Raw genomic sequence first — 14417 nt, forward strand, 5'->3', positions numbered from 1 at the left:
GGGATCTCTATGTTAGTTCAAGAAATGGAATTATTCGGAAGGCCTTCCGTTAAAGTATTTGCCAATCGGCCAAAGAGTATCAATGAAATTCTCACCAAGCAACTTTCCACCAATAAAAAAAAGGAGGCGATTGTAACAGAGGAACGCGCGCTCACCTATGAAGATCTCGATGTACTCTCTAGTACAATTGCTGCCAACTTGCAACAAAAATGCGGAATTCAAAAAGGAGACCGCGTCGCAACTATTATTGGCAATCGCTATCACTTCCCCCTGCTTGTATTTGCATGTGTGAAACTTGGAGCAATTATGGTCCCAGTCAATGTTAAATTATCACCTGAAGAAAAGGCTTATATTTTAAGCCATTCGGATGTCAAAGTCATTGTAAGTGAAGGGAATTATGAATACCAACTTAACTTAATAAAAGAAATAAATGAAAATGCCCTTCCTGAGGAGAAAAACATCTTTCTTATAGATGGTGAAGATTCGTTTACTCACCTGTTGGATACTAGAAATCAAGCCCCTGATCCAATCGAAATCGATGAGCTTGACCCGGCCTTTATTTTGTATACATCCGGGACAACCGGAAGACCGAAGGGGGCGGTGTTGTCATATATCGGAGTGATTCACAGCTTAATGAATTACCAATCGGTATTTAACACTAACTCTTCAATGAAAACCTTAATTGCAGTGCCGATGTTTCATGTGACAGGATTGATTGGCCAGCTTTTACATATGGTATATGTCGGTGGTACATCCTATAGCATGGAGCGTTACCAGAATAAGAAATATATTGAGCTTATCCTCCAACATCGAATAAACTTCCTTTTCAACGTACCTACGATTTTCATCATGATGTCCACTGAAAATGAATTCAAAAACCACACATTTAATTTCGTTACTAAAGTTGCTTTTGGCGGTTCACCTATTTATTTGCAAACATATCAACTACTCCAGAGTGCTTTTCCAAACGCTGAGCTGCATAATGCCTACGGCTCTACTGAAACTTCGTCTCCAGCTACACTTATGCCAATAATTAGTCCGCCAGAAAAAGTCACTTCTGTTGGATTGGCCGTACCAGTGGCGGATATACGCATTATGAAGTCAGATGGGGAAGAATGCGAAGTCGGCGAAATTGGAGAGCTGTACATAAAGGGTCCAATGGTTATCGAGGAATACTGGGATAATGAGGAAGCGAATCTAAAGAACTTTCATGATGGATACTGGCAATCTGGTGACATTGGAATGATGGATAATGAAGGGTACTTCTATATTCTTGATCGAAAAAAAGACATGATCAATCGCGGAGGGGAGAAGATTTTTTCCATAGAAGTCGAGGATGTCTTAAAGAAGCTAGATTGGATCAGAGAAGCAGCGGTCATTGGAGTTCCAGATCCAATTTATATGGAAAAGATTAAGGCATTCATTGTTAGTGATCAACTGCAAGAAGCTGATATACCGTTTATTCAAAAACATTGCAGTGCCTATCTTGCAAAATACAAAGTTCCGGATCTGTTCGAATTCCTAGATGAATTGCCTAGAAACGCATCTGGAAAAATTTTGAAAAATACTTTGAAAGAAAGAAGGGAAAATGATGTTAAAAGAGCTATCGAGTCAAGCGAAACATCTTCGAAAACAACTTATTGAGTTTATGGAGGAACATATTTATCCAAACGAATTGATATTTGAAGAAGAGCTGAACAGTCAAGAAAGTCGTTGGATAATTCCTCCAATTATAGAAGAATTAAAAGAAATAGCCAAGGCACAAGGGCTATGGAATTTATTTATTCCAGATGAAGAATATGGAAAGGGATTATCTAACTATGAATATGCACATCTATGTGAAATCATGGGACGATCCCTTCTTGCACCGGAAATCTTCAACTGCAATGCACCAGATACAGGGAATATGGAAGTCCTCATTAAGTACGGAAGCGAAGAACAGAAGAAGAAGTGGCTTGAGCCGTTATTAAAAGGGGAAATTCGTTCAATCTTCTCGATGACTGAACCAGCTGTAGCATCATCGGACGCGACTAATATTCAGAGCAGCATTGTGCGCGAAGGAGATGAGTACGTCATTAATGCAAGAAAATGGTGGTCCACAGGCGCGTTAGACCCTCGTTGCAAAATAGCAATTGTAATGGGGAAAACCAATCCAAATGCCGAGCGCCACAAGCAACAGTCTATGATTCTAGTCCCATTCAATTTACCAGGAGTTGAAGTGAAAAGGAATTTGCCTGTTTTTGGGTATGACCATGCACCAAACGGACACGCCGAAATCCACTATAACAATGTGCGTGTGCCAGTTACTAATATTTTGCTGGGGGAAGGAAGAGGTTTTGAAATTGCACAAGGCCGCTTAGGACCTGGACGAATTCATCATTGTATGCGTGCTATAGGTGCAGCAGAAAGGGCTCTTGATTTAATGATCAAACGTGCAAGTAGTCGAGAAGCGTTTCGTTCAAAACTGATAGATAAAGAAACGATTAGAGAACAAATTGCAGAAAGCAGAATCGATATCGAACAAGCAAGACTTCTTACATTACATGCAGCAAATAAAATCGATCAAGAAGGTACTAAGGCTGCAAGAAAAGAAATTGCAATGATAAAAGTTGCCGTGCCTCGCATATCCATTCGGGTAATTGATCGAGCAATCGAAGTATTTGGCGGAGCGGGTGTCTCAAATGATTTTCCACTTGCTGCTCACTACGCAAATGCAAGAACGCTAAGAATTGTTGATGGACCAGACAAAGTTCATTTAAGAGATATTGCTAGATTAGAAATAAAAGAACAAGTACAAGAACAACAAAAGGAGGTGTTGCACTAAATGAGATCTTGGTTTGTTACATCTATAGGAGATCCGAATGAGGCTCTTGAAATAAGAGAAATAGAAAGAGAGACAACAGCAAAAGGAGAAGTTGTCGTTAAAGTAAAGGCTTTCGCCCTTAATTTCTTTGATATTTTACAATGCCAAGGAAAATATCAGGAAAAACCAGTGCTTCCTTTTACCCCTGGTGCAGAAGTGGCAGGAGTAATTGAAAAAGTTGGAGAGGGTGTTTCATTATCCGTTGGTCAGCGCGTTCTAGCGACGCCGGTTTTACCTAATGGCGGCTACAGTGAAGTAATTGTTGTAAAGGAAGAAAATGTATTTCCTGTTGCTGATGAACTCTCGTATGAAGAAGCAGCCGCGATGTATATCACATACCACACTGCTTATTATGCGTTATATACAAAAGCTAACCTCAAACCGTTCGAAACTATTCTTGTACATGCAGGATCAGGTGGAGTAGGTTCAGCCGCAATTCAAATCGGGAAAGCACTTGGTGCGAAGGTCATTGCAACCGCTGGGTCAATTGAAAAGCTTGAAATGTGTAAGAAAATAGGCGCCGATGTTGTCATTAATTATCGAGAAGAAGACTTTATTCAAAGGGTGAAGAAAGAAACGGCTGGATATGGAGCAGATGTAATCTTTGACCCAGTTGGAGGAAACGTGTTTCATCAATCTCGTAAATGCGTCGCATTTGATGGAAGGTTGCTTATAATCGGCTTTGCAGGTGGAACAATACCTGAAGCACCAATGAACCACGCTTTAATCAAAAATTACTCACTTATAGGTGTACACTTTGGCTATTTTCGTAAGCTTTTTCCAGATAAAGTTAAAGTTGCCCATGAAAAACTGATGGAGTTATACAGGGAAGGAAAAATCAAGCCCCTTATATATGATAGTTATTCTTTTGAAGAGGTTCCAGATGCCCTGCAACAATTGGGAAGTCGTAAAACATGGGGGAAATTAATCGTTCGGACGTGAAAGGAGGGGGCAAATGAATGAATTAATTAATATAATAATAGAAAACGGAATCGGACATATTATTCTTAACCGCTCCAATAAGTTAAATGCTCTATCAAGGAATTTAGTAGAAGAATTACAAAAAGCTCTTCGTGTACTCGAAAATAATAATAACGTGAATGTAATTATTCTATCTGGCAACGGCAGCTCTTTTTGTGCAGGTGGAGACATTCAGTCAATGAAGGAATTAAAAAATCCGGTGGAAGCCGCTGAGTGGGTAGAATTTGTGTCAGGGCTCACTCGACAGATTTTAGAACTTGAAAAATATGTGATTGCCGCAGTCCATGGCTATGCTGCAGGAGCAGGATTTAGTCTCGCACTAGCATGCGATTTCATTGTCGCTGAAAAGGAGTCAAAATTCGCATTTAGTTTTTCGAATATTGGATTAATTCCTGATCTGGGATTAGTTAAGCTTTTATCTGAGAGAATTTCACCACCTTTGTTAAAGGAATGGATTTCCTCTAGTAAAATTCTCACTGCCGAGGAAGCCTTGTCCAACCAAATTATTAATCGCCTGGCAGAAGAAGAAGTCTTGAAGGAGGCGGAAAAATTTGCTGAATTCATAGTGGAGGGACCTTTGTTGGCGAACAAGTATGTAAAGTATCTCGTTAATACCGCTTCATCTATTTCCAATGAAACAGCGCTCATGCAAGAGAATACGATTCAATCGATATTGCTTCAAACAAACGATCACATAGAAGGAATATCCGCCTTTGTTGAGAAAAGAAAGGCCAGTTTTAAAGGGTATTAATAATAGTATGACTTCTAACATGTTATTCCTATAAGATCTCTTTTTATCAATACAACACATAGTGTTGTATTTAGATGAAAAATAAACAAGAGGGGGAACACGTATGAAAAAAAGGAAAAAAGCAATATTTCTTACCTTTATAGTAAGCGCTTTCTTAGTTATGACAGCTTGTTCATTGAAAGCTTCTGAAACAGGTGGAAATGAAAATAATAAAGTAATTAAACTTCGTGCAGCAACGGGATTAAGTTCTCAACACGCTTGGTGGTCAGCCAATTTGGTTCCATGGATAGACCGTGTGAAAGAGTTAACAGATGGACAAGTGGAATTTGAAACATTCTCAGGAGGAGAACTTGTTTCAACACCAGATGAAGGTGATGCTGTATTGAACGGTACAGTTGATGTTGCACTAGTTCTTCCAATCTATCAACCGGATCAATATGCTATGGCTGAGATCACAATGCTTCCACTTACAAAGTCAGATGCCCATATCGGTTCAAACGCATGGAAAGCTTTGTTAAATAGTGATGTAGAACTTAAGGATGGAAAGACATTTTCTGAGTTGCAATTTAGCGAATTTAAAATGTTCCCAATTGCTACTACGCAGGAATATTCAATTTCTACCACAGGTAAAGAATTTATGTCGGTGAAAAATGTTAAGGATACTTCTCTTAGGACTCCTTCACGTATACATGAAAAGTACTCTGAACATATTGGAATCAACAGTGTGACAATGCCAGCAGTAGAAATGTATGATGCATTAAGCAGAGGCTCATTTGACGGTAGTTATTATAGTATTGCGGACTGGTCAGGTTACGGTTTCCAGGATTTATTTAAATACACGATTACTGGAGTGAATTTCGGACATTTTAATGCCTTTATTGGCATGAGTAAGGAAAAATGGGATACTCTTCCAAAGAATGTTCAAGAGGCGATGACTCAAGCTAACGAAGAGCTATTTACAAATGGAGCTGATGAGTGGATAAAGCGCTCAGAAGAAATGGTCAAGCTAAACGAAGCTGATGGAGGTAAGTTTGTTGAATTCTCTACCTTAGATCAAGGTGTGCAAGACTTGATTAACAAGGGAATTGAAGATACTTGGAAAGACTATGCAGAGCTTCTTGAAAAACAAGGTCTGCCCGGGGAGAAGTTAATAGCCTTATGGCGTGACATTATTATTGAACAAGGTGGAGACGTACCTGAGGGCGTAAAGAAATTGAAATAATATTGAGCGATAAAAAATTAAAAAAATTTTATACTCCTAATGGCCCTCATGGACTTAAAAAGGGAAATGAGGGATATTTTTTTCGGGAAGGTAGGGGAGTTATATGGAACCAGCTATTGTGATAGGGATTACTCTTATATTGCTCGTTCTTTTTCTTTTGTCTGGCTTGTACATTCATTCCGTGTTATTTGCTTGTGGTATTATCGGTCTGATTTTTTTAGAAGGATTCGACATTTTGCCCGGACTGCTTGGAAATGAACCTTTTAATCGAGTCGCGAGTTATACTCTCACAACGATCCCGTTGTTCGTTTTAATGGCTCAGTTTATTCTGAAAGCAGATATCGTAAAAGACATCTTTTACTTGGTACACAAGGTTTCTAGAGGGAGAAACGGAGTGTTGGGAGTATTAACAATGGTAATTGGAGGGTTGCTGGGTGCAGTTTCTGGTTCTGGTACAGCAACAGCGGCATCCCTAGGCCAAGTGGCCATTCCAGAGTTGCGTAGACACGGTTACAGTGCACCGCTGGCGGGAGCAATTGCTGCAGCAGGGGGCTCCCTTTCAGGAGTTATCCCTCCGAGTATTATCTTGATTCTTTACGGAGTAGCAACAGAAACTCCGGTAGGATCTTTATTTATTGGCTCAGTTATCCCCGGGATACTTTGTATGCTAGTCTTTATCGCTGTGATGCTAATGTATTACAAACTAGAGAGCAAACAACTAACTGCACAAAACGAAGTCGCCGCTGCAGTTATCGGAGAAACACATAAGGTCTCCCGGCTTAAACTGGTTACAGTTATTTTAATCTCTGTTGTGGTTATGTTAATCATTTTCGCTGGGATTTACAGTGGAGTTTTCACTCCAACAGAAGCTGGTGCTGTAGGGGCATTTGTTGGATTTATTGCTGCGTTAGTATTAGGGAAAGTAAACTCTAATTTTATTAAGGAATCCGTCGTTGAAACACTACGATTAACAGGTATGGTTATGTTAATTATGATTGGAGCACAAATCTTTGGAAGATTTGTCTCACTTTCTTTGCTGCCGAGAAAATTAATTGAGTTGCTTGAGCCGATTATGGATACACCAGCATTAGTGCTAGTTGTCATTTCTGTGGTGCTTTTTATCATGTTCATGTTTATTGAAGGAGCGGCGGTTATTCTAATGTCTATACCCGTACTTCTTCCTATTATTACAGCTATGAACATAGATATACTTTGGTTTGGTGTCTTTGTCGGTGTCATCTGTACCATTGGACTTCTTACACCTCCAGTAGGTTTGAGTGTATATGCGGTTGCAGGGGTCAGCAATATTAAATTAGAACCAATTTTCCGCATTGGAATGGTGTTTGCCTTAGCCGTACTTGTTGTGGTGTGCGGATTGATGATTGTATTTCCTGAGCTAGCTACATTCCTGCCTAATTCCATGGATTCATGACGGAAAGGATGATAGAGATGAACGGTATATTGCGTGCTTATAAATTTTTTGATTGGATTAAACTCATTGGAGTATGGATTAGCGGTATCAGTCTGTTTGGGATGATGATGTTTATCGTCTTGGATGTATTATTGCGTAATGTTGGCGGCAACTCTATTAATGGTGCTTTTGAAATTGTGCAGAACTATTTCATGCCAGTTCTTGTGTTTCCGTCGCTTGCATACGTTTATTCATCTAATGTACTTCCAAAAATGGACCTGCTAATTGACCGTTTTCAAAATAAAACGAAGAAACCTTTTATTTTTGGAATGCTTGTTGTAGAAATTTTCATTCTTGTATTAATGACGCAATTCACGTGGGAATATGCTATGGATGGCTTTGACCGGAACATGGCCTTCCCGGCTGCAGGAACAATGTATCCAATTTATCCTTTATTCTTTTTTATTCCTATCGCCTTTGCATTAATTATTATTGAAAACATCTTCATTCTGTTTAAAAACATACAAGAAAAAGAAGCTTCCTTCTTATTCAAAACAGAAACAAAAGGCTGATGAAATGAGGAAAATTAATGTCATAACTCAAAAAGAATTAGTAGATTCAGAGCTTATTCGTAATTGTACTGCTGTGGTAATCGATGTCTTTTTGGCCACATCGACAATTACATTTTTACTTGAAAAAGGATGTGAACTCGTCTATGCCGTAAAAGATGCGGAAGCCGCACTTGACATTGTGAATCAGCATAAAAATCAGTATCTGTTGATAGGTGAATGGAACGGAAAAGCGATAGAGAATTTCGAATATCCAGATCCTACGTTAATTGTTGAGTCAAAGCAACGAACAGCAATCATCTGCACTACAAATGGAACAATTGCCATTGAGAATGCCAAACATGCAAAGACATTATTTGTGTCCTCGCTTATAAATGGACACCGTATCTCAGATCAAATTATTCAGTTGGACGATGGATCGTCGATTATCTTAGTATGCTCGGGTAATGCCGGTCGTTTCTCACTGGAAGATTTTATTGGGGCAGGACAAATCATAGATCATCTCGTTAAAAAGGATGAGTTTGACCTCTCCGATGCAGCCAGGCTTGCACGGGAAGCTTTCTTACATGCAAAGTCGCAGCAATTTGTGAATCTGCTAGAAAGCGAGACAGCAGAGCTTTTAAGAAAGACTGGATTTGGACATACGATCCAATGGATTATCGATCAAGTCGAAAAAGTAAATGTCGTACCCATTTATTTAAATGGAAAAATCACTCGAAAACAGAATGGAGGAAATTAGTTTGTTGGTTTCTTTCGAAGCAAAAGGCTTTATCTTCTTTCTAACCATTGCAAATCCGCCATTAAATGTGCTGTCTGATGCGCTATTAAGCGAGATGGACGAAAGTGTCAATGAAATTCTTGCCAAACCAGACTGTCGCGTGCTAGTTGTAACTGGAGCTGGTGAAAAGGCTTTTGTTGCAGGTGCAGACATTAATCAATTTCTTAATCTTGATGCCGCAGATGGAGCGCGATTAGTAGAAAAAGGGAAAAAGATTTTTGACAAAATATCAAATGCTTCTTTTCCGGTCATTTGTGCAATAAGTGGACTTGCCTTAGGAGGAGGACTTGAGTTAGCGCTGGCTTGTGATATCAGAATTGCTGAGCAAAAAGCTAAACTTGGTTTTCCGGAAACTGGGTTAGCGATTTTACCAGGATATGGGGGAACACAGCGTTTAACGAAATTAATTGGGCCAGGCCGAGCAAAGGAAATGATTTTTACAGGCATAGTCCTTTCGGGTAATCAAGCTTACGATTGGGGAGTAGTTGAGAGGGTTGTGCCAAACGGTGAATCATTAAATAAAGCGAAAATCCTTGCTGAACAAATCGCAAGCAAAGGGCCATTAGCAATAGCAAAAGCGAAACAAGCAATCAACCAAGGGTTGGACCGTACGATAGCAGAAGGTCAAGAACTTGAAACGCAATATTTTGCTGAGCTGTGTGAAACAGAAGACATGTTAGAAGGGGCTAAGGCATTTAGAGAGAAACGTGTTCCGCTCTATTATGGCAGATAAAGAGAGGAGAATTAGAAATTTATGAAAACTATTAACAAATATATTGATCATGAGCATATAAATTGGAATCGCTTGGAAATGCTCGTACGCGAAACAATTCCAGGTATTCCAAATGAAGTAATGAAAATAAAAAAGTTTTCCGAAGGCTATTCCAATCATACTTATTTACTATCGTTTGGGTATTCGGAATATGTACTAAGGAGACCTCCATTTGGTGAAATTCCAGCGAAAGCACATGATGTTAAGCGTGAGTTTACAATTTTATCAAAGTTACATGGCGTCTATCCTTTAGCCCCAAAACCATATCTATACAGTGAAGATACTGACATTATGGGGAAACATTTTTACCTGATGGAAAAAAAGCAAGGTGTAGTGATTAACAAGGTACTTCCTGATTCATATGGATCTGCTAAGTTGGCAGGACCTTCAATTTCAAAAAGTATCATTGATAGTTTATTGATGCTTCAACAAGTAGATTACAAGAAAGCAAACTTAATGGATATTGGAAAACCTGAAGGCTATTTAGAAAGGCAAGTTCATAGCTGGATGAAACGCTACAGTAATTCAAAAACGAACGAAATTAGTGGAGTAGAAGAACTCGAGAAATGGCTGATAATGAATATGCCGACAACACTGGATACAACGATTGTTCATAACGACTTTAAATTAAACAACCTAGTCTTGGACCCGCATGAACCTACCGTGGTAAATGGGGTATTGGACTGGGAAATGGCAACCATTGGAGATCCGATGACTGATATCGGTGCGCTAATAACATATTGGGGGGAATCGAGTGATCCTGACATGGGTATTTCAGTGGTGACAAATCAACCTGGATTCTTTTCTAGAAGAGAAATGGCCGAACAGTATGCCAGGGTGAGCGGCCGTGACATCTCTAACATCGACTATTATGTGGCATTCGGCTTTTATAAGCTCGCTGTCATATTACAACAACTCTATTTTCGCTGGAAAAAAGGAGCGACAGATGATAATCGGTTTGAGAATTTACTTTCTCCTATAGCAAACTTAATCGACATGGCTAACTTAACACGTACAAACAAAATCTTGTAAAGAGGGTTGAGATGACAGCTGTATCAACTTATCAATATGACCATTTGAGATCGCCCTTTTTTTCTAACATAAAAAAACATCGATAATACAAAATTAATCCCTAGTGAGAGGAATACCGCGATGTTGTCGTATTACTATCTTTTAGACAGTCATTGCATTCTCAAACGACCGCGACTTATATCATTTTTTTAGGTCTAACAGCTTACTTCTGAAATAGTGATGAACCAATGTTGTAGTTGTACTTTTAAGATGCCATAGAAGTCACGGATATACATCAACAAGTGAATTAAAAGAAAAATTAGCATTAAGAGGAGGGAAGGAACTTGACTGAAGTATATTTAATTGAAGGTGCCAGAACCCCATTTGCAAATTTTGGCGGTTCTTTTGCACAAATGAGTGCGACTGAACTTGGTAAGGCTAGCGCGATAGAAGCGATTCGTCGCTCGAAGGTTGACCCGGAGCAAATCGACCATGTAATCTACGGAAACGTCATTCATACAGAAAAAAATGCCTCATACATCTCAAGACATATAGGCTTATATAGCGGTGTTCCTCAGGAAGTGCCAGCATTAACGCTGAACAGGCTTTGTGGGTCAGGCTTGCAAGCCGTCGTTTCAGCTGCCCAGCATATTATAGTCGGTGATGCTAGTATTGTCCTCGCAGGCGGGTCTGAAAATATGTCTCAATCGCCTTATGCTAATTTCACGAATCGGTTTGGAAAAACGAAAATGGGAACCTTAGCATTTAATGACATGCTGTTAGAAACATTAACAGACCAATATACTGGTTGTGGTATGGGTCTAACCGCAGAAAAACTTGCAGAAATATACGGAATTACTAGAGAGGAACAAGATGCATTTGCTGTCGAATCAAATCAAAGAGCGGCAAAAGCAAAACGTTTTTTTCAAGAGGAGATTGTCGAAGTTGAGGTGAAAACAAGAAAAGGCAGCTTACTCATCAGAGAAGATGAACATATAAAGCCAGATTCAAGCATGGAACTATTATCAAAGCTCAAACCTTCTTTTAAAATGAACGGTACTGTTACGGCTGGGAATTCATCAGGAATAAATGACGGATCGGCATCACTCATAGTTGCCGGAAAACAATCAGTACAAGAAAACAACTTAAAGCCAATTGCTCGTATCGTATCCTGGGCGGTTTCTGGTGTAGACCCAACAATCATGGGCATAGGTCCTGTTTCGGCAATTCAACAAGCACTTAACCGAGCAAACCTTACCATCGGAGACATCGGCCTTTTTGAAGTGAACGAAGCATTCGCCGCACAATATTTAGCTGTAGAAAAAGAGTTGGGACTTGATCGCAATAAAACCAATGTGAATGGTGGGGCTATTGCATTAGGGCACCCAGTTGGAGCTAGCGGAGCAAGAGTATTACTAACCGCTGCTTACGAATTAAGGCGACGAGGCACACGATTCGCTATCGTCAGCTTATGCATTGGTGGGGGGCAAGGCATTGCGATGGTGATTGAGAATGTCTAAATTGCCCTTAATTATAGCCCCTATGTTTCTCATATCCACCCCGGAAATGGTCATTGAAGCGGGCAGAGCGGGCGTCATTGGCTCGTTTCCTCTCCTAAACGCACGACCAATTGAGTTGTGTGCCCATTGGCTGAACACGGTAAAAAAAGCACTTCCCAATAAACTATGGGCTGTAAATTTTATCTGTCATAAAAAATCAAACATCCGCTATGCAGATGATCTCGAGCTGATTAAAACGTATCAGCCTCCAATCGTTATTACTTCGCTCGGCCACCCCGGAGATGTCATCAAAGTGGTGCATCTCTATGGTGGACTCGTTTATTCTGATGTAGCTACAGTAGAACATGCCAGAAAGGCGGCGCAAACAGAAGTAGATGGACTCATTCTTGTATGTGCAGGTGCAGGAGGACATGGCGGTACCTTGAATCCTTTTGGATTTTTACATGCTGTAAAACAATTTTATAAAGGTACAATTATTTTATCAGGAAGCCTATCTACTGGACAGGATATTGCATCAGTAAAAATGATGGGAGCTGATTACGCATATATGGGTACGCGCTTTATAGCGGCGAAGGAGAGCACTGCCCCTGATAATTATAAGCAAATGGTCATTGATGCATCCCCACAAGATATTGTCTATACAAATTCGTTCAGTGGTGTCTATGCTAATATTCTTATTCCCAGCCTTCTTCAACAAGGAATAGATCCAACGACATTACACCAGCGTAATGACGTTGATCTATCACACTTGGTGAACGTAAAAGCATGGCGAGACATTTGGTCTGCGGGACATGGAGTGGCGGCCGTCAAGAAACGAGAAACTACTAGGGAAATAATCGAACAGCTGAAGCAGGAATACAAAGAGGGAGTGGAAAACTTTGTACGGAACGATTAAAACCGAACAAAAAGAAGGAATATTAACGATTTTCCTAAACCGTCCAGAGCGTATGAATGCATACACGCATGAAATGGCAAACGAATTGATGGAGGCATACAAAAACGCTGATTTAGATGATGATGTACGAGTAATTATTGTAACTGGCGAAGGAAAAGCATTTTGTTCAGGAATGGACTTAGGAAACGCAGGGGAGACATTCTCATCAAATGAATCTATCGCTGAATTTCGTGACAGTGGCGGGCAAATAAGTCTTCTCGTTCACAATATGAAAAAGCCAATTATCGCTGCTATCAACGGGCCAGCGGTTGGCATTGGTTTAACGATGACACTTGCCATGGATATTCGTGTAGTTAAAAAAGACGCGAAAATCGGATTTGTTTTTGCCAAACGAGGTATAGGACCTGAAGCGTGTTCGGGCTGGTTTCTGCCACGGCTTGTTGGAATCGGTAAAGCCTTGGAGTGGATGTATACAGCCCGCTACATTCCAACGTCTGAAGCATTAGAGTCAGGATTAGTCCAATACGAAGTTGATGATGTGCTAGAAAAAGCATATGAACTTGCTCAATTAATAGCATGCGAAACAGCATCGACGTCCAACAGGTTTGTCCGACAACTTTTGTGGAATATGCTAAGTGAAAAAACTCCAGTCGCTTCTCATCTTGCAGAATCAAAGTTTCTATATTGGGCAGGTAACAATGCTGATGCGAAGGAAGGAATACAATCGTTTTTAGAAAAACGTCCTCCTAAATTTCCGCTTAAAATAAGTGAAGTTCCAGACTTTTTTGGGGAGGAGATGCTTAGATGAAAATTGCCGTATTAGGTTCAGGAATAATGGGAAATGGTATTGCACAAGTGTTTGCGACTGTCGGTCATCACGTCATATTAGTAGATTTAAAAGCTGAAATGCTGATAAAAGCCGAAAAAATAATAAGGAAAAGCTTAAATAAACTTGGGCAAAAGGATAATGGAATTGACCCGAATGAGGTGTTAAAACGTCTGATCTTTACCACCGATAAAGAAAGGTTACGGGATGCGGACCTTGTGATTGAAGCGATAACGGAGAACATCGAGGCAAAGAAAAAGGTATTTCAAGAACTTGATGAATGGTGCGAGTCAAAGACAATTTTTGCATCGAACACCTCTAGTTTATCTATTTCGGACATTGCTGCTGTCACTAACCGAAAGGACCGGGTATTTGGTATGCATTTCTTTAACCCAGTTCCTCTCATGAAACTTGTTGAAATAGCAGTAACTGAAGAGACATCGGGCGAAACCATTCAAATGGCAGAGAATCTTGTAAAGCAAATGAACAAAGAAAGTATTATTGTAAAGGACACCCCGCTGTTTGTCGTCAATCGTCTGCTCGTCCCGTTAATATGTGAAGCTATTACGCTCGTTGAAGATAATATTGCCTCACCATCGGATATCGATAAAGCGATGAAACTAGGAGCCCATCATCCAATAGGACCACTATGGCTTGCTGATATGATCGGCCTTGACACAATGTTACATATACAAGAAGCCCTTTATGTAAAAACGAATGATTCTAAATACAGGGTACCGGAATTATTAAGAAAAATGGTAGCAGACGGTGAGCTTGGGAGAAAAAGCGGCAAGGGTTTTTACGAATACTAAAAAGAT

General features: G+C 40.0%; 14 protein-coding genes. All 14 read left to right on the forward strand.

Going from position 1 to position 14417, the window contains the following annotated elements:
• The first annotated feature begins 9 nt into the window (after window positions 1–9).
• The 14 genes from GJU41_RS03735 (at window position 10) to GJU41_RS03800 (ending at window position 14411) form a co-directional block, all read left to right on the forward strand.
• Complete coding sequence (locus tag GJU41_RS03735; RefSeq protein ID WP_070876823.1) at window positions 10–1644, forward strand: class I adenylate-forming enzyme family protein; 1635 nt, start codon at window positions 10–12, stop codon at window positions 1642–1644.
• Window positions 1592–2824 (forward strand): acyl-CoA dehydrogenase family protein, encoded by a 1233-nt coding sequence (locus GJU41_RS03740; protein ID WP_070876822.1) that lies wholly within the window; start codon window positions 1592–1594, stop codon window positions 2822–2824. Before GJU41_RS03735 ends, GJU41_RS03740 begins: the two co-directional genes overlap by 53 nt.
• Window positions 2825–3805: an NADPH:quinone oxidoreductase family protein gene (locus GJU41_RS03745; protein WP_070876821.1), complete on the forward strand. Its 981-nt coding sequence runs from the start codon at window positions 2825–2827 to the stop codon at window positions 3803–3805. It abuts the gene before it with no gap.
• A 13-nt stretch (window positions 3806–3818) separates the two neighbouring features.
• Window positions 3819–4595, forward strand: coding sequence for an enoyl-CoA hydratase/isomerase family protein (locus GJU41_RS03750; protein ID WP_070876820.1), 777 nt, complete (start codon window positions 3819–3821; stop codon window positions 4593–4595).
• 103 nt (window positions 4596–4698) lie between these two features.
• Window positions 4699–5817 carry a TRAP transporter substrate-binding protein DctP gene (gene dctP / locus GJU41_RS03755; protein WP_154318039.1) on the forward strand — a complete coding sequence of 373 codons (1119 nt, stop codon included), beginning with the start codon at window positions 4699–4701 and terminating at the stop codon, window positions 5815–5817.
• 103 nt (window positions 5818–5920) lie between these two features.
• Complete coding sequence (locus GJU41_RS03760; protein ID WP_070876818.1) at window positions 5921–7249, forward strand: TRAP transporter large permease; 1329 nt, start codon at window positions 5921–5923, stop codon at window positions 7247–7249.
• A gap of 17 nt (window positions 7250–7266) precedes the next feature.
• Window positions 7267–7800: a TRAP transporter small permease gene (locus tag GJU41_RS03765; protein ID WP_070876817.1), complete on the forward strand. Its 534-nt coding sequence runs from the start codon at window positions 7267–7269 to the stop codon at window positions 7798–7800.
• A gap of 4 nt (window positions 7801–7804) precedes the next feature.
• A complete protein-coding gene (locus GJU41_RS03770; RefSeq protein ID WP_070876816.1) occupies window positions 7805–8536 on the forward strand; it encodes a 2-phosphosulfolactate phosphatase in 732 nt (243 codons plus the stop codon).
• Between the two features lies 1 nt (window position 8537).
• Window positions 8538–9308: an enoyl-CoA hydratase/isomerase family protein gene (locus tag GJU41_RS03775; protein ID WP_282958521.1), complete on the forward strand. Its 771-nt coding sequence runs from the start codon at window positions 8538–8540 to the stop codon at window positions 9306–9308.
• Between the two features lie 21 nt (window positions 9309–9329).
• Window positions 9330–10379, forward strand: coding sequence for a phosphotransferase family protein (locus GJU41_RS03780; RefSeq protein WP_070876814.1), 1050 nt, complete (start codon window positions 9330–9332; stop codon window positions 10377–10379).
• Between the two features lie 323 nt (window positions 10380–10702).
• Window positions 10703–11878 (forward strand): thiolase family protein, encoded by a 1176-nt coding sequence (locus GJU41_RS03785; RefSeq protein ID WP_070876813.1) that lies wholly within the window; start codon window positions 10703–10705, stop codon window positions 11876–11878.
• The gene (locus GJU41_RS03790) at window positions 11871–12773 is read left to right on the forward strand and encodes an NAD(P)H-dependent flavin oxidoreductase (RefSeq protein ID WP_070876812.1); all 903 of its coding nucleotides are present in this window, start codon (window positions 11871–11873) and stop codon (window positions 12771–12773) included. Before GJU41_RS03785 ends, GJU41_RS03790 begins: the two co-directional genes overlap by 8 nt.
• A complete protein-coding gene (locus tag GJU41_RS03795; RefSeq protein ID WP_070876811.1) occupies window positions 12757–13581 on the forward strand; it encodes an enoyl-CoA hydratase-related protein in 825 nt (274 codons plus the stop codon). The genes GJU41_RS03790 and GJU41_RS03795 overlap by 17 nt, the downstream gene beginning before the upstream one ends.
• Window positions 13578–14411, forward strand: coding sequence for a 3-hydroxyacyl-CoA dehydrogenase family protein (locus GJU41_RS03800; protein ID WP_070876810.1), 834 nt, complete (start codon window positions 13578–13580; stop codon window positions 14409–14411). Before GJU41_RS03795 ends, GJU41_RS03800 begins: the two co-directional genes overlap by 4 nt.
• Window positions 14412–14417 lie beyond the last annotated feature (6 nt).

The organism is Metabacillus idriensis (assembly GCF_009674765.1).
Taxonomy (GTDB): Bacteria; Bacillota; Bacilli; order Bacillales; family Bacillaceae; genus Bacillus_P; species Bacillus_P idriensis.